We start from the raw sequence: 23,359 nt of genomic DNA on the forward strand, positions 1-23,359 counted from the left end.
AAGGAACACAGAATGGCAGTTATTCCAATGGTAGTTGAGCAAAGTTCGAAAGGTGAACGAGCTTATGATATCTACTCTCGTTTATTAAAAGAACGCATTATCTTCTTGAATGGTGAAGTAGAAGATAACATGGCGAATTTGATCGTGGCACAATTACTTTTCCTTGAATCAGAAGATCCTGAAAAAGATATCAGCATTTATATTAACTCGCCGGGTGGATCTGTGACAGCGGGTATGGCAATTTTTGATACGATGAATTTTATTAAACCTGATGTGAGTACAGTTTGTATTGGACAAGCGTGTTCAATGGGCGCTTTTTTACTCTCAGCTGGTGCTAAAGGTAAGCGTTTTGCATTACCACATGCAAGAGTGATGATTCATCAACCATTAGGTGGTTTCCGTGGACAAGCGTCTGATATTCAAATTCATGCACAAGAAATTTTAAAAATTAAGCAAACATTAAATCAACGTATGGCAGAACATACAGGGCAACCTTTGGAAAAAGTAGAAAAAGATACCGATCGAGATAACTTTATGTCTGCTGAAGAAGCAAGAGCTTATGGTTTAATTGATGCAGTGATGACACATAGAGATGGTAAATAATGAGTAATTTTGAAAAAGAGCCACATTGTAGTTTTTGTGGAAAACGACGTTCAGAAGTGGATGCCTTAATAGAAGGTACGGAAGGTTATATTTGTAATGAATGTATTGAGGAATCTTATGCTTTATTAAATTCAGATGAGGATTTATTGAGTGAAGATGATGAAAAACAAGAAGGGCAAGTTTTTGATAAAGTGCCAACTCCTCATGAGATCCATGCACATTTAGATGAATACGTAATTGGGCAGTCCCATGCGAAAAAAGTGTTGTCTGTTGCGGTTTATAACCATTACAAACGCTTGCGTAATGCTTTAGCTGATAATAAAGAAAGTGAAGGGGTTGAATTAGGTAAAAGTAACATTTTATTAATTGGACCAACAGGAAGCGGAAAAACATTATTAGCAGAAAGTTTAGCTCGTCGTTTAAATGTCCCTTTTGCTGTGGCGGATGCAACCACATTAACTCAAGCAGGTTATGTGGGTGAAGACGTTGAAAATGTAATCCAAAAATTACTCATGAAATGTGATTACGATCCAGAACAAGCTGAAAGAGGGATTATCTTTATTGATGAGATCGATAAAATCACCCGTAAATCAGAAAATCCATCTTTAACACGTGATGTTTCAGGGGAAGGTGTACAACAAGCATTATTGAAACTTGTTGAAGGAACCGTTGCGAATATTAATCCACAAGGTGGTCGTAAACATCCTAAGCAAGAAACAATTCCTGTCGATACCTCTAAGATTCTATTTATCTGTGGCGGAGCTTTTGCGGGTTTGGATAGAATTGTTGAAGCAAGAACAAATAAACAAGGTGGGATCGGTTTTGGTGCTGAATTGAAGAAAGATAAAGATCGTGAAGCACTCTCTGACCTATTTAAACAGGTTGAACCAGAAGATCTTGTAAAATTTGGCCTTATCCCTGAATTAATTGGTCGTTTGCCAGTAATTACACCTTTAGAAGAGTTAGATGAAGAAGCATTAGTTAAGATTCTTACAGAACCTAAAAACGCGATTATTAAGCAATACCAAGCCTTATTTAATATGGAAGGGGTAGAGTTAAAATTCACCAAAGATGCTTTACTTGCAATGGCTCAAAAAGCGATTTCACGTAAAACAGGTGCGCGTGGATTACGTTCTATCGTTGAGGATTTATTGCTTGATACGATGTATGATCTTCCTTCACTTAATGCGAAAAAGGTGACGGTAGGTAAAGCGGTCGTCGAAAAAGGTGATAAACCAAAAATTGAATAATCAATAACATAGATTTAGAAAAGAATGGATGATTTATATTATCCATTCTTTTTATATAAGGCTGATGATGAAAATTTGGCAATCAATTAACCTGTTTACTATTTTACTTTCCCCCTTATCTCTGCTTTTTTTTCTAATAAGCTCGTTGAGAAAATGGCTATATAGTAAAAAAATCCTTAAAACTTACCGCCCTCCAGTACCTGTTTTAGTGGTTGGTAATATTTCTGTGGGTGGGAATGGTAAAACTCCGACAGTAATTTGGCTAGTCGAGCAGTTACAACAGCGAGGCATTAAAGTTGGTGTGATTTCTCGGGGTTATGGTGGAAGTAACAAAATTTTCCCACAACTTGTTACGGCTAAAAGCTTACCTGCAGAAATGGGAGATGAGCCTGTTTTGATTGCACAACGTACTCAAGCACCAGTAGCAATTTCGCCTAATCGTCAGCAAAGTATAGAATTATTGCTTTCTCAACATGATCTCAATTTAATTATCACCGATGATGGCTTGCAACACTATGCGTTAGAACGTGATATTGAATGGGTGGTGATTGACGGCGAGCGTCGCTTTGGTAATGGATTCGTTCTGCCTGCTGGTGGATTGAGGGAGTTACCAAGCCGTTTAAATTCAGTACAAGCTGTCATTTGTAACGGCGGAATTGCAAAAAATAATGAACATTTAATGAGTCTGCAACCCGATGATGCAGTCAATTTGAAAACAGGGGAAAGAAAGCCACTTACACAGTTCAATGGTAAGCCTTGTGTTGCTTTTGCTGGAATTGGGTATCCACCTCGATTTTTCAATATGTTGCGTGATTTAGGGATTAAATTGGGTGGGAGTCATAGTTTTGCGGATCATCAATCTTATACTTTAGAGACTATTCAAGCGATTGAACAACCGCAGTTACCACTATTAATGACAGAAAAAGATGCGGTAAAATGTTTGCCCTTTGCTAAAGATAATTGGTGGTATGTTCCTGTATCTGCAAAATTATCTGAAGAATCGACCGCTTGTTTACTTGCACCTATTTTAAAATTATTAGGAAAATGATATGAATGAAAAATTATTGAATATGATTGCTTGCCCAGTTTCTCATACAAAATTGGAATGGGATAAAGAAAATAATCGCTTAATCTCTCGTGATGCAAATCTATTTTATCCAATAGAGAATGGTATTTTAGTTTTATTACCTGAGAAAGCAGAAAAATTAGCATAAAAAAATGGGAGCATTAAGCTCCCATTTTTCCACCATAAATAAATTATCTTGCTCGGAAAATAATACGAGCTTTACTTAAATCATAAGGTGTCATCTCAACAGTGACTTTATCACCTGTTAAGATTCGAATGTAATTTTTACGCATTTTCCCTGAAATATGAGCCGTAACAACGTGTCCATTTTCGAGTTCTACACGGAACATTGTATTAGGTAAGGTTTCTAGAATCGTACCTTGCATTTCTATGGAATCTTCTTTAGCCATTTATTCCTCTTATTCCTTCTTTTCTGTTAGTTTGTGAGTAACTTTTGTTAATTTAAGTGTCAATTAAAGACAAAACGGTATCTATTATACTATCCCTTACCTGAATTACAATCATTTACGCATAAAAGCTCGTCGTCTTGAATGAAATCGCTGAGAAGGATTATGTCTAGGTGCAATTTTAGTATGGTGATGATTAGCAAGATTTCTTCTTTTAAAGTAGAAGAAACAGCTTACAAAAAGTCCGCCTGCTAAGAATAAAATAATTAGTTCACCATACAATAAATGAAACAGTGCATTAATTTTATTTTGTGTAATTTGCCCATATTGGGTATCCAGTGTAACTCTTAAAAAACCAATAAGCTCTTGTTGAGATAATATAGGCTCAACAATTTGTTGTGTATTGATGTTTTGCTCATTTCCTTGATCAAGTTGAAATTGGTTAGCACCATTACTTTGTGCAATTAATACGCCTGATGTTGAATAGAGTGTTGCATCCATAACAAACTCTTCTTTAGAAAAAGTATCTAAGGCATCGACCAATTCTTCATTCTCTGCATTTTGCACAAGTAATAATGAAAATAACTTTGCTTGTTGACGAACGAGTAGATGCGACAAGTTTGAGACTTGATTAACGGCAGCAAGTTGAGAGCCTACTTTGAAGTGACCAATACCTGTGAAGATAATTGCAACAATTGCAATACACAGCATAACCACTACTGAAAGTATGCCTACTCTTAAGGTATTTTTTTTTGTTATTCTCATAGATTTTCCCCATTTATCCTTCATTGTATTCTAGCTTGTAAATAATAAATGGACAATTTAAAAGGGATTATAGACAGAGCGTGATTATTTTCTTATGATCATTCAAATACTTATTGCAGAAGATTTTAGCATGGAAAACACTTTTTTTATTTACTCAAGAACGCTAGATACACAAAAGATAGAGAAAATTGCGACAGAAAATCGTGTCATTTTCTTAGGTATGGGCCAATATTTAGGCTACCAAATTGCATTTTTTAATGGAAAGTTGAATGATGATATTCGTGAGCTAGCAAGCTTGGAATCCTTTGATTATAGTGAATTAGACATTATTCCTGAGCTAACTCAAGCAGGTTTGCTTGTTATGGATATGGATTCAACAGCCATTAAAATTGAGTGTATTGATGAAATTGCTAAATTGGCGGGCACAGGCGAAAAGGTTTCAAATATTACCGCAAGAGCTATGCGAGGCGAGCTTGATTTTGAACAAAGTTTGCGTGAGCGTGTAGGAACACTAAAAAATGCGTCTGAAAGTATTTTGCAAAAAGTACGAGATAACTTACCGCTTATGGAGGGTTTTGAGCAGTTAATTTCAACCCTTAAGCAATATAATTGGCGAATTGCAATTGCTTCTGGCGGATTTGATTATTTTGCTGATTATTTAAAACAGGAATATGGATTAGATGAAGCAGTATCGAATCAATTAGAAGTAGTAGAAGGTAAATTGACAGGAAATGTATTGGGTAGAGTTGTCGATGCTCAATATAAATCTGATACCTTATTACGTTTAGGAGAAGAGTTTTCTATTCCTAAATCGCAATGGGTTTCCATCGGTGATGGAGCAAATGATTTATTAATGCTTAATACGGCGAGTTTAGGTGTGGCTATTCATGCTAAACCCAAAGTACAGCAACAAGCTAAATTTAAAATTAATTTTGGTGATTTAAGTGCATTAGCATTATTGCTCAATGCTAAAAATTTATTGAATCAATTAGGAGAAAAATAATATGCCATCTTTTGATATTGTGTCTGAAATTACTATGCACGAAGTGCGTAATGCGGTGGAAAATGCGAATAGAGTATTGAGTACACGCTATGATTTTCGTGGCGTCGAGTCAGTTATTGAATTAAATGAGAAGAATGAGAGTATTAAATTAACCACTGAATCTGATTTCCAATTAGAGCAGTTAGTGGAAATTTTAATTGGGGCTTGCATTAAACGTGGTATTGAGCATAGTTCTTTGGATATCCCTGCTGAAAGCGAGCATCATGGTAAACTTTATAGTAAAGAGATAAAGCTGAAGCAAGGCATTGAAACTGAAATGGCGAAGAAAATTACTAAGCTAATTAAAGATGCCAAAATTAAAGTACAAACGCAAATTCAAGGCGAGCAAGTGCGAGTAACAGGAAAATCTAGAGATGACTTGCAATCAGTTATTCAACTAGTAAAAGGTGCGGATTTAGGACAACCATTCCAATTTAACAATTTTAGGGATTAAGATTGAAAGATAGCTTAACGTTATGATATTCAGTATATTTTAGACAAAAAAATATCATTTTGACTATGATGTAGCCAAGCGTTCTATTTTTGCAAAAAAGCGTTTGACATATTTTTAGAAACTAGTAATATGCACGCCCACAGACACAGTGTGTGGTGAGATGGCCGAGAGGCTGAAGGCGCTCCCCTGCTAAGGGAGTATGGGGTCAAAAACTCCATCGAGGGTTCGAATCCCTCTCTCACCGCCATTTACTCTTTTATTGGGCACCCGTAGCTCAGCTGGATAGAGTACTCGGCTACGAACCGAGCGGTCAGAGGTTCGAATCCTCTCGGGTGCGCCATTTTTTATTTTTAAAAATGGTAAAAATTAATAGCAGTAAATCACATCGTTTCTTTTCAAATACGCACCCGTAGCTCAGCTGGATAGAGTACTCGGCTACGAACCGAGCGGTCAGAGGTTCGAATCCTCTCGGGTGCGCCATTTCAAGTTATAATTCCTTTATACATGTTTACAATAATATTACCATTGCTGGTTTTTTATGCTTAATTTTTCATACCAAGAACATATCCGCACTTATTATTCGGATTCTAGAAATATACATTTACAACTTCCTACTTTATCTCAACAATTAACCGCCGATGTATGTGTTATTGGTGCGGGTTTTTTAGGCTTATCAACGGCACTAGAACTGGCAGAAAAGGGTAAGCAGGTTGTTGTGCTAGAAGGTGCAAGAGTTGGATTTGGTGCATCTGGACGCAATGGTGGTCAAGCTATCAATGGATTTGAAGAAGGCATAGACGAATATATTGAACAGCAAGGGTTTGAACAGGCTAAAAAATTGTGGGATATGTCCCTTGAAGCAATTCAAATCATTGATGAACGTGTAAAAAAATATAATATTCAGTGTGATTGGAAAAAAGGGTATGCCACCCTTGCTTTGAATGAGCGTCGTTTAGATGATCTTATTCGTATAGAAAAAGCAGCACATAATGCATTTGGCTATTCTAATATGCAATTATGGGATAAAGCGAAGCTATCTCAACATGTTGGCAGTGAAGTTTATTGCGGTGGTTTATACGATTCCCAATCAGGTCATCTGCATCCATTAAATTATTGTCTAGGGTTAGCGCAAGCAGCACTAGATTGCCACGTATCTATTTTTGAACACTCTCCAGCAATAGATATTCAATCTAAAGGATCTCATATCGAGGTATTTACCCCACAAGGCATAGTGAAAGCAAAGCACGTTGTCTTAGCGACTAATGCTTACATTGATAGTAAAGCAAATAAAAAATTTGGTGCTAAACTTGCTCGTAAGATTTTACCAGTAGAAAGTTTTATTATTGCCACAGAACCTCTTAAACAGGATGTGGCTGATACTATTATCAATAATGGAATGTCTGTGTGTGATAATAATATTCTATTGGATTATTACCGTTTAAGTGCAGATAACAGGTTATTATTTGGTAGTGATTCTAGCAATAATACCAATATGATTGAAAAAATGCGTCGTAATATGCTCGATATTTTCCCACAACTAGAATCAGTCAAAATTGATTATGGTTGGGGTGGACCTATTGATATGACGCTAAATGCCTCTCCTCATTTTGGTCGAATTCAGCCTAATATCTATTTTGCGCAAGGTTTTTCAGGGCATGGTGTTGCCTTAACGGGATTAGCGGGGCGAATTCTTGCCGAAGCGATTGAAGGTAATGATGAACGTTTACGCGTGTTTGAAAATTTAAAGGTACCAAGTATTTTGGGTGGTAAGTTAGTCAAAAAATTCGCATTAAAAATAGGAATACCCTATTACCGATTTTTAGATAAATATAGATAGGAATATGTTCTTATACTTCTTGAATTAGCAATAGCTCATCGTTTCTAAGTAATCTCTATGTTGCTTACTTTGGAATGGAACAATAGAAATTATACCGTTATATTTTAAAAGTTGATAAAATTGAGGGTAATTAAAACTCTCATTCTCTTCTAGTCGATCCAATTTATCTTGGTCATGTAATCGAATAATCTGTTTGATTTTATCTTCTTTTTGACCTAAACATTCAGGATAAATCTCAACATTATTATCTTTATCTAGAATAAATACGTTGAAACTGCCATTATCATTATCTTCAAAGAAAAATTGTAAAAAACCTGCACTTGCAAAATTATAAATTTCACTAGGTGCTTTCAAATGTTCACTGTCTGAAGGACACTCTTTTAATTCTACATGTCTTCCAAAAACCAGTTGCCATTTTTTACCTGCTAATTTAAAGGTATTTGTATGCTGTTTTTGTGAAATTTTTCCCGTTTGTACAATGATACAACGTTCTACCAATCCCATCACAAATTTTTGTAAAGGCTCACATAACTGCACACTATAGCAAAATACATTAACCGACTGTGGTGGAGCAGAGCTACGATAAATATTATTAGAAATCAGTTTTAACGCCTTAAGAATGGCATCATTACCTTCTATGTGCTGAGTAATAATTTCATTCCACATATTTCGGTAAATAAAACTAACACTCCCAACTAAGCCCTGACTAGAAGAATTTAAATTAAACCAATCTATTTGTGTGAGATCGGATTGAGTTGCCATTTTACGAGTAGGATCGTTAGTGAGATTCACCGAAACAATCAAATTTCTGATTTCATTAGGATGATAAAAATCATTACGATTCATTACAGGCGGTTTTGCAGGAAATGACAAGCGAAGATCACTAATAAAATTTCTTAATCGAGCTAACGAGACTGTTTGGCTGACAATATTTAATTGAGTATTAACTGTAATCACCCCATTAAAATATGCCCATGCAACAAGCTGAATTAGATTTTTTTGATACTCAACATAACGTGTTGTCGAATCATAATGGCTTAATGGAGCATGGTTAATAAGATACCAACCTTGTTTAGTTGGTCCATTTTCTGAGACCTCAACAAAAGTGACTTCTTTTTCTTCTAAATTTTTAGCTATCTTTTCATTAATTAATGTCACTTTACCAGGTAGAACTTCAAATACTGAGTACAATTTACGCATCAGCAAATCGGTATCTTGAGGCATAATACTAGGGTCAATATGAAATTTTCGAGCAAAATTAATTAAATGTCGGTAGCTTTTTAACAACTGCTCTACCAACATTTTTTGATAGCGAACGGCTTGCTTTATTTTCCAATTATCTTTGTTATCTAACTCGGCAAAATCTTTCTCTTTCCAGCCCCACGATAGCGCTAATTTTTTTAGTTCTTCCTTCTTCCACCCATCAATTTGTCCTTCATTCGCTTTCATGTAGAAGCATTGTCTTAAACACTCTAATCGAGTAATTTCATTACGTCCTTCTAAATACTTCGTCACTTGTTCCAACATAGCTAAATAAGGATCAAAGTGATATCGCACTTTTTCTTTAGAAAGTAACCGCTTGAACTTTTTAGAAATTAAAGCTACTTTTGGATAAATCGCCGTATAGCTTTCTAATAGCAAAATTTTAATTGCCGATTTATAAGGGTGATCAATACCTTTATAAAGTTGCCACAGACTTGCTCCAAAATATTCGCCAAGTTCTAAAGAAGAGAAATCCCCAAAATCGAGCCATTCCTCTAAATCGATAATATTTTCATTAATCGCTTGTTCAACGGTTTCTTGATAAGAGAGATGCTTTTCCCAAATATGTAGCCACAAAATACGCTTTCCAGCTAACCGAATTGCTGAACGATAGAATTCATCAAGTAAAAAATAATGTTGTGCAGAACCGCTATTTTCCGAAGAAATATCGCCATAATATTTTTCAGTTCTAAACTTATCGGGATTCATAAGGTAAAAATTGATATCAATGCCTAAATTTTTAGCCCATTGCACAATTTTAGCTAATTTTTGATGAAGTAACGCCAGCTCATTTTCGGTAAAAGCTTTTGAATGACATAGCCAAATATCGATATCGGACAGCGTGGTTTGTGTGATGGAACCTAAGCTCCCCATAACATAGAGTGCATCAAATTGATAATCCTGATTTTCATTAATAGTTTCTGAAATATGAGCAGAAAAATAGTTATCTTGGATATTGTTTCGCTCAAAATGATAAAGCCCCGCTGGAGAACCTTCAACGTATCCTATTAAATCTGGGTGATTGTAGTGAATAAACAATGGAATCAGCGAGAATACCTGATGGAATTCTTTAGTATTATTATTTAAGACTCGTTGAATTCGAAGTTTATCCAACTGATCAATGCGAATTTTGGCGTTATGGATTGAATCAGCTAAATGAGATACTCCCGAGCCTTTAGTCTCAAATTGTGTAAAAACAAGCTCTCTCATTTATGACCTATATTGATAAGAATGGGAATATTTTAAATTTTTTTATGAAAAGTAAATATAACAAGATTTAAACAAATTTTAAACAAAAGCCACTAAGGGGTTTCCCTTAGTGGCTTATTCATCAAGAAATGATTATGCTTGACCTTTAACTGCTTTTAATCCTAAGAATGGTGCTTTATCACCTAATGCTTCTTCAATACGGATTAATTGGTTGTATTTAGCAATACGGTCTGAACGGCTCATTGAACCAGTTTTGATTTGACCTGCTGCTGTACCTACTGCTAAATCAGCAATAGTTGCATCTTCAGTTTCACCAGAACGGTGAGAAATTACTGCTGTGTAACCTGCATCTTTAGCCATTTTAATTGCAGCTAATGTTTCAGTTAATGAACCGATTTGGTTAAATTTGATTAAGATTGAGTTTGCGATACCTTTTTCGATACCTTCTTTTAAGATCTTAGTATTCGTTACGAATAAATCGTCACCCACTAATTGGATCTTATCGCCTAATACTTTAGTTTGGTATGCGAAACCATCCCAGTCAGACTCATCTTGACCATCTTCAATTGATTTAATTGGGTATTCTTCACATAATTTTTCTAAATAGTGTGTAAATTCTTGAGAAGTGAATGATTTACCTTCACCTTTCATTTCATACATACCAGTTTCTTTGTTATAGAATTCAGATGATGCACAGTCCATCGCTAAAGTTACGTCTTTACCTAATACATAACCTGCTTTTTCAACTGCTTCTTTAATACAAGCTAATGCTGCTGCATTTGATTCTAAGTTAGGCGCGAAACCACCTTCATCACCAACTGCTGTGCTTAAACCTTTACCTTTTAATACTTTAGCAAGGTTGTGGAACACTTCAGCACCGATACGAAGTGCTTCTTTTAATGTTTTAGCACCAACTGGTTGAATCATAAATTCTTGGATATCAACGTTGTTGTCTGCGTGTTCACCACCATTGATGATATTCATCATTGGTAATGGCATAGAGTAAACGCCAGGTGTGCCGTTTAATTCTGCGATATGCGCGTAAAGTGGTAAACCTTTTGATGCTGCTGCTGCTTTTGCGTTTGCTAAAGATACTGCAAGAATTGCGTTTGCACCAAATTTAGATTTATTGTCTGTTCCATCTAAATCAATCATAATTTGGTCAATTTCAGCTTGGTTAGACGCATCTTTACCTAAGATTGCTTGTGCAAGTTCGTTATTTACTGCACCTACTGCTTTTAACACACCTTTACCAAGGAAACGTGCTTTATCACCATCACGTAATTCTAACGCTTCACGTGAACCTGTTGATGCACCTGATGGAGCAGCTGCTAAACCAACGAAACCACCTTCTAAATGCACTTCTGCTTCAACAGTTGGGTTACCACGAGAGTCGATGATTTCACGACCAATTACTTTAACGATTTTTGCCATTGTTAATATCCTCAATGTAAGAGTTAATATAAAATAAAAAACTGCTATATATACTAATGTGATTTTGCTATTTTGTCTTGCAAAAAAGTGACATACTTCACAAAAAGTGACAGTAATTTGATCCTAATCGGTTATTTTAATAAAACTAGGCTATCATCATTCTAAGCATTAAACGAAACAATAAATTATGAATTCAGAAATCTTACTCAGTTGTAAAAATATCACAAAATTTTATCAAGAAGGCGATCACAAAACCCAAGTTTTACGGGACGTCTCTTTTTCTATGTCAAAGGGCGAATTAGTTGCGATTGTCGGCAGCTCTGGTTCAGGTAAAAGTACCCTTTTGCATACATTAGGAGGATTGGATCAACCAAGTAGTGGTGAGGTTTTTATTCAAAACCAATCCTTGCAACAACTTAGTAATAATGCCCTAGCTAAATTACGTAACCAGTACCTCGGTTTTGTTTACCAATTTCATCATTTAATGGCAGATTTTAGTGCCTTAGAAAATGTGATGATGCCAATGTTAATCGGACAACAAAATAAAACTGAAGCGAAAGACCGTGCTGAAAAAATGTTACAAGCGGTCGGTTTAGCACATCGAATTACGCATCGTCCATCGGCACTTTCTGGTGGTGAAAGACAACGTGTTGCCATTGCTCGTGCCTTAGTGAATAAGCCTGCATTAGTGTTGGCAGATGAACCCACTGGTAACCTTGATCACAAAACAACAGAAAGTATTTTTGAATTGATTAAACAGCTCAACCAAGAGCAACATATTGCATTTTTACTGGTCACTCACGATCTCAATTTAGCGCAAAAACTCAATCGTCGCCTCACCATGCGAGATGGCGTATTACAAGAGGAAAACTAATGAATACTCCTTTTTTTATTAGTTGGCGTTACCAACGAGGTAAACAAAAAAATCGCCTTGTTTCCCTTATCTCTCTTTTTTCTAGCATTGGGATTGCCTTAGGTGTCGCTGTGCTGATTATTGGGCTGAGTGCAATGAATGGCTTTGAACGAGAGCTTAATCAACGTGTGTTATCCGTTGTGCCTCACGTAGAAATCAAAGCCTATAGTGAAGATGGACAAGGGATCGTAAAAAATCGCGATTATTTAACAGAAATTGCAAAAAATATCCCCGAAGTGACCGCTGTTTCACCTTTCGTGAGTTTCACTGGGTTGATAGAAAATGGTTCAACCTTAAAAATCACACAGGTCAAAGGGGTTGAGGCAAGTGAACAAGATAAAGTGAGTGCTTTGAGCCAATTTATTCCCACTGACCAGTGGCAAGATTTTCAGGAAACGGGTGGATTAATTGTTGGCGCGGGTATTGCAAGAGATTTAGCAGTGACGGTCGGTGATGAAGTGACATTACTTCTACCTCAAAACACCAATGATGGAAAAATGGCACAGCCACTTCGCTTTAATTTGCCAATCACAGGTATTTTACGCTTAGATGGGCAATTAGATCACTCTTATACCCTATTGCCATTAAAAAAAGCACAAGAATTATTAGGCTACCAAGCTAATCAAATTTCAGGAGTAGAACTATCGGTTACCTCGCCATTTAACGTGCGAGAAATGGATTTTTCATCATTGAATACTTATCCGCAAATGCTTACTGTGCAAACGTGGATAAACCAATTTGGCTATATGTATAACGATATTCAACTTATCCGAACCGTTATGTATATTGCGATGGTGCTTGTAATTGGTGTAGCGTGTTTTAATATCATCTCTACACTTGTCATGGCAGTGAAAGATAAACAGGGCGACATTGCGATTCAACGCACATTGGGAGCCAATAATCGTTTTATCCGCCAAATTTTCCTATGGTATGGACTGATTTCAGGTATGAAAGGGGCTGTATTTGGCATTGTTTTAGGTGTGATTGTTTCACTGAATTTGACAGGCATCATTAAAGGTATTGAACAATTTTTCAATATAAAATTGCTTTCTGATGGTATCTATTTTATTGATTTCCTACCGAGTGAAATTCATTGGTTAGATATTGTCTGGGTTCTACTTGCGACCATCATACTGAGCCTTGTTGCAAGCTTATATCCTGCAATACGAGCCTCAAAATTAGAGCCTGCTAAGGTATTAAGTGGACACTAATTTCTTAATAGAAGCCTTGAGTAATAATTAAGGCTTTTATTTTCATAAATTTCAGACATAAAAAAAGCACCTTTAGGTGCTATCTTTTATTTTAGAATGGTGCCCGAGGCCAGACTTGAACTGGCACGCCCCGAAAGGCGAGGGATTTTAAATCCCTTGCGTCTACCGATTCCGCCACTCGGGCTAAACGCTAAAATGGAGCGGGAAACGAGGCTCGAACTCGCGACCCCGACCTTGGCAAGGTCGTGCTCTACCAACTGAGCTATTCCCGCTAAAAAACGCTACAGATTACTGTAGCGTTTCAACGAGGCGTATTCTAGCTAATTGAACGCCTGTGTCAAATAGAAATTATAAAAAAATTTTTATTAGATTAAAAATTATTCTTGTTAGACTAGATTTATTACCCGTCTACCCTAGATAGGCTCTAGATATATCACTTGTTATCCTATTTATTAACACATAAAATGCATCTCCATTATTTTACTAAGCGATATTGAAGGTGAGATTTATGCAAACCAGCCCATTACTTGAAAATTTAATAGAAGCACTTAGAGCATTACCAGGGGTGGGACCTAAATCTGCACAACGTATGGCTTATCACCTACTGCAACGTAATAGAAAAGGTGGAATTAGTTTAGCAAAAGCACTAAATGAAGCAATGACCCATATTGGTCATTGCAAGTCTTGTCGCACTTTTACCGAGGATGAGGAATGCAGTATTTGCCAAAACTATCGTCGCCAAATGAGTGGACAACTTTGCGTGGTTGAAATGCCAGCTGATATTCAAGCGATTGAACAAACAGGGCAATTTTCAGGTCGTTATTTTGTATTAATGGGACATTTATCTCCACTAGATGGTATAGGACCGAGAGAAATTGGCTTAGATTTACTGCAACAAAGACTAGAAAATGAATCCTTTCATGAAGTCATTTTAGCCACTAATCCAACCATTGAGGGGGATGCCACAGCAAACTATATTGCTGAAATGTGTTTAGTACACAACATTAAAGTTACTCGTATTGCACATGGTATCCCTGTTGGTGGAGAACTTGAAACCGTTGATGGCACAACCCTCTCCCACTCTTTTTCAGGTCGTCGAGACATCATTCTATAATTATTTGCAAATATTTACGACAAAGTTACCGCTTGTTGTCTAGGTGATTGAGCAAAAACACTGTATAATCGATCGCCTTTGCAAATTGTGATAGAGATCACATTTCAATCGTTTGGGTTAAATCCCATTATTTGTCTTGATGAAAATTCATCAATTAGTTCCTATTTTGGTAGTATCGTCTTGGTGACATGACTACCCCATATATAAGTAATTTCAATGCAAAATATAGATACAAATAAATTGCGCAATATCGCAATTATCGCTCACGTTGACCATGGTAAAACAACACTGGTAGATAAACTTCTTAAACTTTCTGGTACCCTTGATACAAGTCGAGGTGATGATGCAGAACGTGTTATGGATTCCAATGACCTCGAGAAAGAACGTGGAATTACAATTTTAGCGAAAAATACAGCAATTGACTGGAATGATTATCGTATTAATATCGTAGATACTCCGGGACACGCAGACTTCGGTGGTGAAGTAGAGCGTGTGTTGTCAATGGTTGATTCAGTATTATTGGTTGTTGATGCTTTTGATGGTCCAATGCCACAAACCCGTTTTGTGACACAAAAAGCCTTTGCTCACGGATTAAAACCAATCGTTGTAATCAATAAAGTCGATCGTCCAGGTGCTCGTCCTGATTGGGTTGTGGATCAAGTTTTCGATCTTTTCGTAAACTTAGGTGCAACAGATGAACAGTTAGACTTCCCAATCATCTACGCTTCAGCATTAAACGGTGTGGCGGGGTTAGAACATGAAGATCTTGCACCAAATATGGATCCGTTATTTGAAGCGATTATTAAACACGTTTCACCACCAAATGTTGAGCTTAACGCACCATTCCAAATGCAAATTTCACAATTAGACTATAACAGCTACTTAGGTGTTATTGGAATTGGGCGTATTAAACGTGGTTCAGTAAAACCAAACCAACCAATTACGTTGATTGATGCAGAAGGAAAAACTCGTAACGGTCGTATCGGTCAAGTGCTAGGTCATTTAGGTTTACAACGTTATGAAGCGACTGAGGCTTTTGCTGGTGATATTATTGCAATCACTGGTTTAGGCGAACTCAATATTTCAGATACGATTTGTGATATTAATAATGTAGAAGCATTACCTGCACTTACTGTTGATGAACCAACTGTAACCATGTTCTTCTGTGTAAATACTTCTCCATTCTGTGGGCAAGAAGGTAAATACGTTACTTCTCGTCAAATTTTAGAACGCTTGAAAAAAGAATTAGTCCATAACGTAGCATTACGTGTTGAAGAAACAGAAGATCCAGATATTTTCCGTGTTTCTGGTCGTGGTGAATTACATTTATCAGTATTAATTGAAAATATGCGTCGTGAAGGTTATGAATTAGCGGTTTCTCGTCCTAAAGTTATTTTTAAACAAGAAAATGGTCACAAGCAAGAACCATTTGAACAAGTAACGATTGATATTGAAGAACAGCATCAAGGTTCAGTAATGGAAGCACTTGGTATCCGTAAAGGTGAAGTACGTGATATGTCGCCAGATGGTAAAGGTCGTACACGTTTAGAATACATTATTCCAAGCCGTGGATTAATTGGTTTCCGTAATGAATTTATGACAATGACATCAGGTACAGGTTTACTTTATTCAAGTTTCAGCCATTATGATGATGTAAAACCGGGTGAAATTGGACAACGTATCAATGGTGTATTAATTTCAAATGGTACGGGTAAAGCATTAGCTTATGCACTTTATGGCTTACAAGAGCGTGGTAAATTAATGATTGAACATGGTACAGAAGTTTATGAAGGACAAGTTATCGGTATTCATAGCCGTTCAAATGACTTAACCGTAAATGCACTTCAAGGTAAAAAGCTCACAAATATGCGTGCATCAGGTAAAGATGAAGCATTAACGCTTTCTACTCCGATTCGCTTTACATTAGAACAAGCTTTAGAGTTTATTGATGATGATGAATTAGTAGAGGTAACACCTGTTGCTGTACGTATTCGTAAAAAATTACTGACAGAAACAGATCGTAAACGTGCTGGTCGTACAACAACAAGTACAAGTACTCACTAGATTCATTCATAAATTATTATTAGTGTATAAAAAGAGATTAAGTGGTTATTAACCACTTAATCTCTTTCAATCATTAATTGACTAAAATAACAGAATTCAAATAAGATCAAAGATAACTTATATAACGAATACCTGCTTTATTTTTAGTAAATCATTAAAAGTTACAATTTCGTACTCCTATCCTCTATTCAAAATTAATTTTAACCAATAAATACAATTGATTATCAATAAATATTCTTACTTAAGAATATTTTTGAGGTAGATCACAAAACATCATTTTTTAGGTTAATAAAATGTAAAAAACGATTATAAATTGGTGAGAATAATGGCAGAATAGTAGTGTTTAAATTATTTGACGTATTTTATTTTCCGAGGAGGAGATTGTGCAAACTGTCAATGTTGATATTGCAATTGTGGGCGCCGGTGGCGGTGGATTACGTTCAGCTATAGCTGCAGCAGAAGCAAACCCAAATCTTAAAATTGCTTTAATTTCTAAAGTTTACCCAATGAGAAGTCATACTGTTGCAGCCGAAGGTGGTGCAGCAGCAGTAATAAAGGATACTGACTCTTATGATAAGCATTTTAACGATACTGTCGGTGGTGGTGACTGGTTATGTGAGCAAGATGTTGTGGAATATTTTGTTGAACATTCACCAGTAGAAATGACTCAGCTAGAACGTTGGGGATGTCCTTGGAGCCGAAAAGAAGATGGTGACGTCAATGTTCGCCGTTTCGGTGGGATGAAAATTGAAAGAACTTGGTTCGCTGCCGATAAAACAGGTTTCCACTTATTACACACTCTCTTCCAAACATCTATTAAATACCCTCAAATTATTCGTTTCGATGAACATTTCGTTGTTGATATCCTAGTCGATGAAGGCCAAGCTCGCGGTTGTGTTGCAATGAACATGATGGAAGGTACTTTCGTTCAAATCAATGCAAATGCCGTTGTAATTGCAACTGGTGGTGGATGCCGAGCTTTCCGCTTCAATACTAATGGTGGTATCGTAACTGGTGATGGATTATCAATGGCTTATCGTCATGGTGTACCATTACGTGACATGGAGTTTGTACAATATCACCCAACAGGATTACCAAATACAGGTATTCTTATGACAGAAGGATGCCGTGGTGAAGGTGGTATCTTGGTTAACAAAGATGGTTATCGTTACTTACAAGATTATGGACTAGGACCAGAAACACCAATTGGTAAACCTGAAAATAAATATATGGAACTAGGTCCTCGTGATAAAGTATCACAAGCATTCTGGCAAGAATGGCGTAAAGGAAACACACTAAAAACAGCAAAAGGAGTTGATGTTGTTCACTTAGATCTACGTCATTTAGGTGAAAAACATCTACTTGAGCGCCTACCTTTTATTTGTGAATTAGCTAAAGCTTATGAAGGTGTTGATCCTGTCACTGCACCAATTCCAGTCCGCCCAGTTGTACACTACACAATGGGGGGAATTGAAGTTGATCAGCATGCAGAAACGAGTATAAAAGGGTTATTAGCTGTAGGTGAATGTGCCTCTTCTGGTTTACATGGAGCTAATCGTTTGGGTTCTAACTCATTAGCTGAACTTGTTGTATTTGGTAAAGTTGCTGGTGAAATGGCTGCACGACGTGCAGTAGAAGCATCTCCTCGTAATCAAGCAGTCATTGATGCCCAAGCTAAAGATGTCCTTGAAAGAGTCTATGCACTTGCTCGCCAAGAAGGTGAAGAATCTTGGTCACAAATTCGTAATGAAATGGGTGACTCAATGGAAGAAGGTTGTGGTATTTATCGTACTCAAGAAAGTATGGAAAAAACCGTCAATAAAATTGCAGAGCTTAAAGAACGTTATAAACGTATAAAAATAAAAGATAATTCAAGTGTATTCAATACCGATTTACTCTACAAAATAGAACTTGGATATATCCTTGATGTTGCACAATCTATTTCATCTTCTGCTGTTGAACGTAAAGAGTCTCGGGGTGCGCATCAACGTTTAGACTATGAAGAACGTGATGATGTAAATTATTTAAAACATACTTTAGCATTCTACAATGCTGATGGTGCACCAACTATCAAATATAGTGATGTGAAGATTACTAAATCACAACCAGCTAAACGTGTATATGGTGCTGAAGCAGAAGCACTAGAAAAAGCAAATCAAGGCAAATAAGTAAGGGGAATAAAATGGTTAATAAAAATAAAATGACGGTGGAAGTCCTTCGTTATAACCCAGAACAAGACAATGAACCTTTTTTGAGTAAGTACGAAGTACCTTATGATAGCCAAACCTCTCTACTTGATGCTTTAGGTTATATCAAAGATGAATTAGAGCCAGAGCTTTCGTATCGTTGGTCTTGCCGTATGGCTATCTGTGGTTCTTGTGGAATGATGGTAAATGGTAAACCGAAATTAGCATGTAAAACATTCCTACGTGATTACAGTGGTTATATGCGAATTGAACCGCTTGCTAACTTCCCAATTGAACGTGATTTAGTTGTAGATTTAAGCCACTTTATTGAAAGTTTAGAATCAATAAAGCCCTATATTATAGACAATAAAGAGCCTGAATTAGATGGTAATCCTCATCCATCTGCAGAATTAGCTAAAAGTCGTACAAAACAAACACCTGCACAATTGGAAAAATATCGTACATTTTCCATGTGTATTAACTGTGGGTTATGTTATGCAGCTTGCCCTCAATTTGGCTTAAATCCTGAGTTTGTAGGCCCTGCCGCTTTAACGCTTGCTCACCGCTATAACCTAGATAATCGTGATAACGGTAAAGCTGAACGTATGAAAATTATCAATGGTAAAAATGGTGTATGGAGTTGTACTTTTGTTGGATATTGCTCTGAAGTATGTCCAAAACATGTTGATCCTGCTTCAGCTGTTAACCAAGGCAAAGTAGAAAGCTCTATAGATTATGTCTTTGCAATGTTAAAACCGCAAAAGTAAGGAGAATGTAAAATGACAACAACAGCAAGTAAACGCAAAAAATACGTGCGTGAAGTAAAACCAACATGGTGGAAAAGGTTAGATTTTTACAAACTCTATATTGCTCGCGAAGCAACGTCAGTTCCTACTTTATGGTTCTGCCTAGTGCTGCTTTATGGAGTAATTAGCTTAGGGAATGGACTACCTGGCTTTTCTGATTTTGTTGATTTCTTACAAAACCCTATTGTTGTAATACTGAATATTATTGCATTAGCTGCTGCAGTATTAAATACGGTGACTTATTATAAAATGGTACCAAAAGTACTAAACATAATAGTAAAAAATCAAAGAATAAATCCAAATATAATTACATTAAGCTTATGGGCTTTAACCGCTATTGTTAGCGTAGTAATTTTAATTTTGATGTATATCTAGGGGGACAAATGAAAGAAGCACCTAAACGTTCTAATGAGCCAGTAGTATGGCTGTTATTTGGGGCAGGAACAACTGTTACCGCAATTCTTTTCCCAGTACTAATCTTATTAATCGGCTTTCTACTGCCATTCGGATTGATTAGCCCAGAAAATGTATTTGGATTCGTTTCATTTTTACATAGTTGGATTGGAAAATTAGTAATTTTGATCGTATTAATTTTTTCAGTATGGGGCGCAATGCATCGTATCCATCATGGTATGCACGATTTTAAACTGCATATACCAGCTGGTGGCGTTATATTTTATGGACTATCAGTGCTTTATAGTGTACTCGCATTTTTTGCAGTGATTAATTTATAAGATTTAGCTTATGAATACAAAAGCGGAGAGATTTTATAATCTCTCCGCTTTTTGTTGGTTACTATTTTATTCAGCTATCAGCTTTATGCTTCAATTCCCTCAAATAAGGCTGTACTCAAATATCTTTCTGACGCAGATGGTAAAATAACTACGATTGTTTTATCTGCAAACTCAGGTAATTGAGCAATACGATCTGCCGCAGCTACTGCTGCTCCTGAAGAAATCCCAGCTAAAATCCCTTCCTCTGCCATTAATCTGCGTGCTGTTTCAATAGCTGTATTACTATCAACCTTTTCTACGCGATCAATTAAACTTAAATCTAAATTTTTAGGAATGAAACCTGCACCAATTCCTTGGATTTTGTGCGAGCCTGGTTTTACCTCTTCGCCATTTAATGTTTGTGTGATCACTGGTGACTCTTCAGGTTCAACGGCAACACTAATGATTTCCTTACCTTGTTTTTTAAGGTAACGAGTAGTTCCGGTGATGGTACCACCAGTTCCAACACCAGCAACAAATACATCAACTTTACCTTCTGTATCGTTCCAAATTTCTGGACCTGTTGTTTGCTCATGAATAGCTGGGTTAGCAGGATTTTCAAATTGTTTTAGCATCACGTAATGATCAGGATTACTTGCAATAATTTCCTCTGCTTTTGCAATCGCACCTTTCATCCCTTTAGCACCTTCAGTTAAAACTAAAGTTGCACCTAAACCTTTTAATAAACGACGACGTTCAATACTCATCGTTTCTGGCATCACAATTGTTAATTTATAGCCTCGTGCTGCCGCAACATAAGCTAACGCAATCCCTGTATTACCACTTGTTGCATCTACAATTTCTTTGCCTTTAGTTAAAATACCATCTTTTTCAGCTTGCCATACCATATTGGCACCAATGCGATCTTTAACACTAAAACTTGGGTTTCTTGATTCAATTTTTGCCAAGATATTGCCATTTTTACCAAAATTTTTTAAACGAACAAGTGGACTATTACCAATAGCTTCTGAATGATCTGAATGAATTTTCATGATTATTTCCTCCTAAATGAATTAGGAAAAGGATACTCAATTTCCATAAAATGTTAAGAATATAATATCTATTTTATATAACTAAATGATATATAACTTTAAAAAATATGAGCTAATAAAAAAGCATGTTTCACAATAAAATGGAAAAAATCAACGCAAATGCCTTCAATTTCTTGTAGAATAGTGAACTTTTAATTGATTAAGGAATATTTATGGATTTCCCTATTTGTCCAACGTGTAAAAGCGAAAATACTTACCACGACTCGATTCAATTCGTTTGCCCTGATTGTGCTTATGAATGGACAGGCGAAGAAATAGAAGAACAAGATGATGATAAATTAATTGTAAAAGACAGTAATGGGAATTTATTATCTGATGGTGATGATGTGTTACTCATCAAAGACTTAAAATTAAAAGGTTCATCAGAAGTCTTAAAGAAAGGGACTAAATTTAAAGGTATTCGCCTTGTTTCTGGCGATCACAATGTCGATTGTGGAAAGTTACTACTTAAATCAGAGTTTTTAAAGAAAGCCTAAATAAAATCACTTCATCTGAAACGGACACTTAACTGTCCGTTTTTTTATTTGCAAAAAATCCATTCATTCTAACCGCTTGCATAAAAGAAATAGAGTTCATATTAAATATTTATTGAAATTTTATGAATAAAAATGCAATATTAATGCATAAAAATGTAATAGATATATTTGAAGCACTTTCTATAAAGTTTAACTTGAAAGCAATCGTTTGCTCATTTAAACTTACTCGCCTACTTCTAGTAAAGGTTAATGGCGACTCGAAAGTACCAACCAAACAGATTCTAAATAGGAGTAAAATATGTTTGAACCTGCAATTCTTGTACTCGCAGACGGTTCGGTGTTCCATGGTAAGTCGATTGGCTATCAGGGACATACAATCGGTGAAGTTGTATTTAATACGGCAATGACGGGTTACCAAGAAATTCTCACTGATCCCTCATATACTAGCCAAATTGTTACCCTCACTTATCCTCATATAGGTAACACGGGAACGAATAATGAAGATGAAGAATCCAATCGTGTTTATGCCTCAGGACTAATTATTCGAGATCTTCCCCTTTTACATAGTAACTTCCGTTCTAATTCATCCCTTTCTGATTATCTTATCCATCATAAAATTGTTGCTATTGCTGATATTGATACGCGTCGTTTAACCCGCATTTTGCGTGATAAAGGCGCTCAGGCAGGTTGTATTTATGTTGGCACAGATGAAACCGAAGCATTAGCACTTGCAAAAAGTTTTGGTTCAATGGCAGGAAAAGATCTGGCAAAAGAAGTCACTTGCAAAGAACTTTATCAATGGAAAGAAAGCGAGTGGAAATTGGGTCAAGGCTATGTTACGCAACAAAAAGCGGAATTTCACGTTGTCGCTTATGATTTCGGCGTAAAACGTAATATCTTGCGAATGTTGGCTGAACGAGGATGTCGTTTAACGGTTGTTCCTGCGACTACTTCAGCTGAAGCGGTACTCGCCTTGAATCCAGATGGTATTTTCCTTTCTAATGGACCCGGTGATCCAGAGCCTTGCGAATATGCAATTACCGCAATTAAAAAGTTATTAGCCACTAAAAAACCAATCTTTGGTATTTGCCTAGGGCATCAATTATTGGGATTAGCAACAGGCGGTAAAACGAAAAAAATGGCATTTGGGCATCACGGTGCAAATCATCCCGTACAAGATCTTGCAACACAAAAAGTGCTAATTACAAGCCAAAACCACGGTTTTGAAGTTGATGAAAATAGTTTACCGAGCAATGTTAAAGTCACTCATCGCTCTTTATTTGATAATTCCGTACAAGGTATTGAATTGACTGACCAAGTGGCATTTTCTTTCCAAGGGCATCCTGAAGCGAGTCCTGGTCCAAATGATGTAGCTTATTTGTTTGATAAATTTGTCGATGAACTAAGAAATATAGGGCAATGATTCTGGAAGGA

The 23,359-nt window shown here is 36.4% G+C and carries 22 protein-coding genes and 5 tRNA genes; 20 read left to right on the forward strand and 7 right to left on the reverse strand.

Features of this window, described 5'->3' with window-relative positions; all coding sequences use genetic code 11:
• Positions 1-12: 12 nt before the first annotated feature.
• The 4 genes from clpP (at position 13) to A6A10_RS08200 (ending at position 3,067) form a co-directional block, all read left to right on the forward strand.
• Entirely contained in the window at positions 13-603 is a 591-nt protein-coding gene (gene clpP / locus A6A10_RS08185; protein ID WP_121124154.1) for an ATP-dependent Clp endopeptidase proteolytic subunit ClpP, read from the forward strand.
• The gene (gene clpX, locus A6A10_RS08190; protein ID WP_121124152.1) at positions 603-1,853 is read left to right on the forward strand and encodes an ATP-dependent protease ATP-binding subunit ClpX; all 1,251 of its coding nucleotides are present in this window, start codon (positions 603-605) and stop codon (positions 1,851-1,853) included. The genes clpP and clpX overlap by 1 nt, the downstream gene beginning before the upstream one ends.
• Before the next feature lie 67 nt (positions 1,854-1,920).
• Positions 1,921-2,901, forward strand: a complete 981-nt coding sequence (lpxK, locus tag A6A10_RS08195; protein ID WP_121124150.1) for a tetraacyldisaccharide 4'-kinase — start codon at positions 1,921-1,923, stop codon at positions 2,899-2,901.
• A gap of 1 nt (position 2,902) precedes the next feature.
• Positions 2,903-3,067: a Trm112 family protein gene (locus A6A10_RS08200; protein WP_121124148.1), complete on the forward strand. Its 165-nt coding sequence runs from the start codon at positions 2,903-2,905 to the stop codon at positions 3,065-3,067.
• Positions 3,068-3,110: 43 nt separating this feature from the next.
• Here A6A10_RS08200 and infA read toward each other — a convergent pair whose 3' ends face one another.
• The gene (infA, locus tag A6A10_RS08205; RefSeq protein ID WP_025217878.1) at positions 3,111-3,329 is read right to left on the reverse strand and encodes a translation initiation factor IF-1; all 219 of its coding nucleotides are present in this window, start codon (positions 3,327-3,329) and stop codon (positions 3,111-3,113) included.
• Between the two features lie 111 nt (positions 3,330-3,440).
• A complete protein-coding gene (locus A6A10_RS08210; protein ID WP_121124146.1) occupies positions 3,441-4,091 on the reverse strand; it encodes a YtjB family periplasmic protein in 651 nt (216 codons plus the stop codon).
• A 130-nt stretch (positions 4,092-4,221) separates the two neighbouring features.
• On the opposite strand from A6A10_RS08210, the gene serB reads away from it, so the two are divergent.
• The 6 genes from serB to A6A10_RS08240 all read left to right on the forward strand — a co-directional run bounded on the left by serB (position 4,222) and on the right by A6A10_RS08240 (position 7,424).
• On the forward strand, positions 4,222-5,094 hold the full coding sequence (serB, locus tag A6A10_RS08215) for a phosphoserine phosphatase SerB (protein WP_121124219.1): 873 nt from the start codon (positions 4,222-4,224) through the stop codon (positions 5,092-5,094).
• 1 nt (position 5,095) lies between these two features.
• Positions 5,096-5,587, forward strand: coding sequence for a YajQ family cyclic di-GMP-binding protein (locus tag A6A10_RS08220; RefSeq protein WP_121124144.1), 492 nt, complete (start codon positions 5,096-5,098; stop codon positions 5,585-5,587).
• A gap of 154 nt (positions 5,588-5,741) precedes the next feature.
• Positions 5,742-5,834 (forward strand) — tRNA-Ser (locus A6A10_RS08225).
• Between the two features lie 16 nt (positions 5,835-5,850).
• Positions 5,851-5,927, forward strand: a tRNA-Arg gene (locus A6A10_RS08230).
• Positions 5,928-5,990: 63 nt separating this feature from the next.
• A tRNA-Arg gene (locus tag A6A10_RS08235) sits at positions 5,991-6,067 on the forward strand.
• Between the two features lie 58 nt (positions 6,068-6,125).
• The gene (locus A6A10_RS08240) at positions 6,126-7,424 is read left to right on the forward strand and encodes an NAD(P)/FAD-dependent oxidoreductase (RefSeq protein WP_121124141.1); all 1,299 of its coding nucleotides are present in this window, start codon (positions 6,126-6,128) and stop codon (positions 7,422-7,424) included.
• Between the two features lie 24 nt (positions 7,425-7,448).
• Here A6A10_RS08240 and A6A10_RS08245 read toward each other — a convergent pair whose 3' ends face one another.
• Positions 7,449-9,896: a class I adenylate cyclase gene (locus A6A10_RS08245; protein WP_121124139.1), complete on the reverse strand. Its 2,448-nt coding sequence runs from the start codon at positions 9,894-9,896 to the stop codon at positions 7,449-7,451.
• Between the two features lie 132 nt (positions 9,897-10,028).
• Positions 10,029-11,330: a phosphopyruvate hydratase gene (gene eno / locus A6A10_RS08250; RefSeq protein WP_121124137.1), complete on the reverse strand. Its 1,302-nt coding sequence runs from the start codon at positions 11,328-11,330 to the stop codon at positions 10,029-10,031.
• A gap of 187 nt (positions 11,331-11,517) precedes the next feature.
• Here eno and lolD point away from each other — a divergent pair, with 187 nt between their 5' ends.
• Entirely contained in the window at positions 11,518-12,204 is a 687-nt protein-coding gene (lolD, locus tag A6A10_RS08255; protein ID WP_121124136.1) for a lipoprotein-releasing ABC transporter ATP-binding protein LolD, read from the forward strand.
• Positions 12,204-13,454, forward strand: coding sequence for a lipoprotein-releasing ABC transporter permease subunit LolE (lolE, locus tag A6A10_RS08260; RefSeq protein WP_121124135.1), 1,251 nt, complete (start codon positions 12,204-12,206; stop codon positions 13,452-13,454). Before lolD ends, lolE begins: the two co-directional genes overlap by 1 nt.
• Before the next feature lie 97 nt (positions 13,455-13,551).
• On the opposite strand, the gene A6A10_RS08265 is transcribed toward lolE, so the two are convergent.
• Both A6A10_RS08265 and A6A10_RS08270 read right to left on the reverse strand, forming a co-directional pair.
• A tRNA-Leu gene (locus A6A10_RS08265) sits at positions 13,552-13,638 on the reverse strand.
• 12 nt (positions 13,639-13,650) lie between these two features.
• A tRNA-Gly gene (locus A6A10_RS08270) sits at positions 13,651-13,726 on the reverse strand.
• A 236-nt stretch (positions 13,727-13,962) separates the two neighbouring features.
• Between A6A10_RS08270 and recR the strand changes: the two genes are divergently transcribed.
• The 6 genes from recR (at position 13,963) to frdD (ending at position 20,358) form a co-directional block, all read left to right on the forward strand.
• Positions 13,963-14,568 carry a recombination mediator RecR gene (recR, locus tag A6A10_RS08275; RefSeq protein ID WP_121124133.1) on the forward strand — a complete coding sequence of 202 codons (606 nt, stop codon included), beginning with the start codon at positions 13,963-13,965 and terminating at the stop codon, positions 14,566-14,568.
• A gap of 216 nt (positions 14,569-14,784) precedes the next feature.
• Entirely contained in the window at positions 14,785-16,632 is a 1,848-nt protein-coding gene (gene typA, locus A6A10_RS08280) for a translational GTPase TypA (protein WP_121124131.1), read from the forward strand.
• A 383-nt stretch (positions 16,633-17,015) separates the two neighbouring features.
• Positions 17,016-18,800, forward strand: a complete 1,785-nt coding sequence (gene frdA / locus A6A10_RS08285) for a fumarate reductase (quinol) flavoprotein subunit (protein ID WP_121124129.1) — start codon at positions 17,016-17,018, stop codon at positions 18,798-18,800.
• A 14-nt stretch (positions 18,801-18,814) separates the two neighbouring features.
• On the forward strand, positions 18,815-19,585 hold the full coding sequence (locus A6A10_RS08290) for a succinate dehydrogenase/fumarate reductase iron-sulfur subunit (RefSeq protein WP_121124127.1): 771 nt from the start codon (positions 18,815-18,817) through the stop codon (positions 19,583-19,585).
• Between the two features lie 12 nt (positions 19,586-19,597).
• Positions 19,598-19,999: a fumarate reductase subunit FrdC gene (frdC, locus tag A6A10_RS08295; protein WP_121124125.1), complete on the forward strand. Its 402-nt coding sequence runs from the start codon at positions 19,598-19,600 to the stop codon at positions 19,997-19,999.
• Between the two features lie 8 nt (positions 20,000-20,007).
• On the forward strand, positions 20,008-20,358 hold the full coding sequence (gene frdD / locus A6A10_RS08300; protein ID WP_121124123.1) for a fumarate reductase subunit FrdD: 351 nt from the start codon (positions 20,008-20,010) through the stop codon (positions 20,356-20,358).
• 83 nt (positions 20,359-20,441) lie between these two features.
• Here the strand turns inward: frdD and cysK are convergent, their stop codons facing one another.
• On the reverse strand, positions 20,442-21,389 hold the full coding sequence (cysK, locus tag A6A10_RS08305) for a cysteine synthase A (protein ID WP_121124121.1): 948 nt from the start codon (positions 21,387-21,389) through the stop codon (positions 20,442-20,444).
• A gap of 212 nt (positions 21,390-21,601) precedes the next feature.
• Here cysK and A6A10_RS08310 point away from each other — a divergent pair, with 212 nt between their 5' ends.
• Together A6A10_RS08310 and carA are read left to right on the forward strand one after the other, a co-directional pair.
• Positions 21,602-21,925: a zinc ribbon domain-containing protein YjdM gene (locus A6A10_RS08310; RefSeq protein WP_121124119.1), complete on the forward strand. Its 324-nt coding sequence runs from the start codon at positions 21,602-21,604 to the stop codon at positions 21,923-21,925.
• Between the two features lie 298 nt (positions 21,926-22,223).
• Positions 22,224-23,348, forward strand: a complete 1,125-nt coding sequence (gene carA / locus A6A10_RS08315) for a glutamine-hydrolyzing carbamoyl-phosphate synthase small subunit (RefSeq protein WP_121124117.1) — start codon at positions 22,224-22,226, stop codon at positions 23,346-23,348.
• Positions 23,349-23,359: the final 11 nt, after the last annotated feature.

The organism is Otariodibacter oris (assembly GCF_009684715.1).
In the GTDB taxonomy this organism is placed as follows: Bacteria; Pseudomonadota; Gammaproteobacteria; order Enterobacterales; family Pasteurellaceae; genus Otariodibacter; species Otariodibacter oris.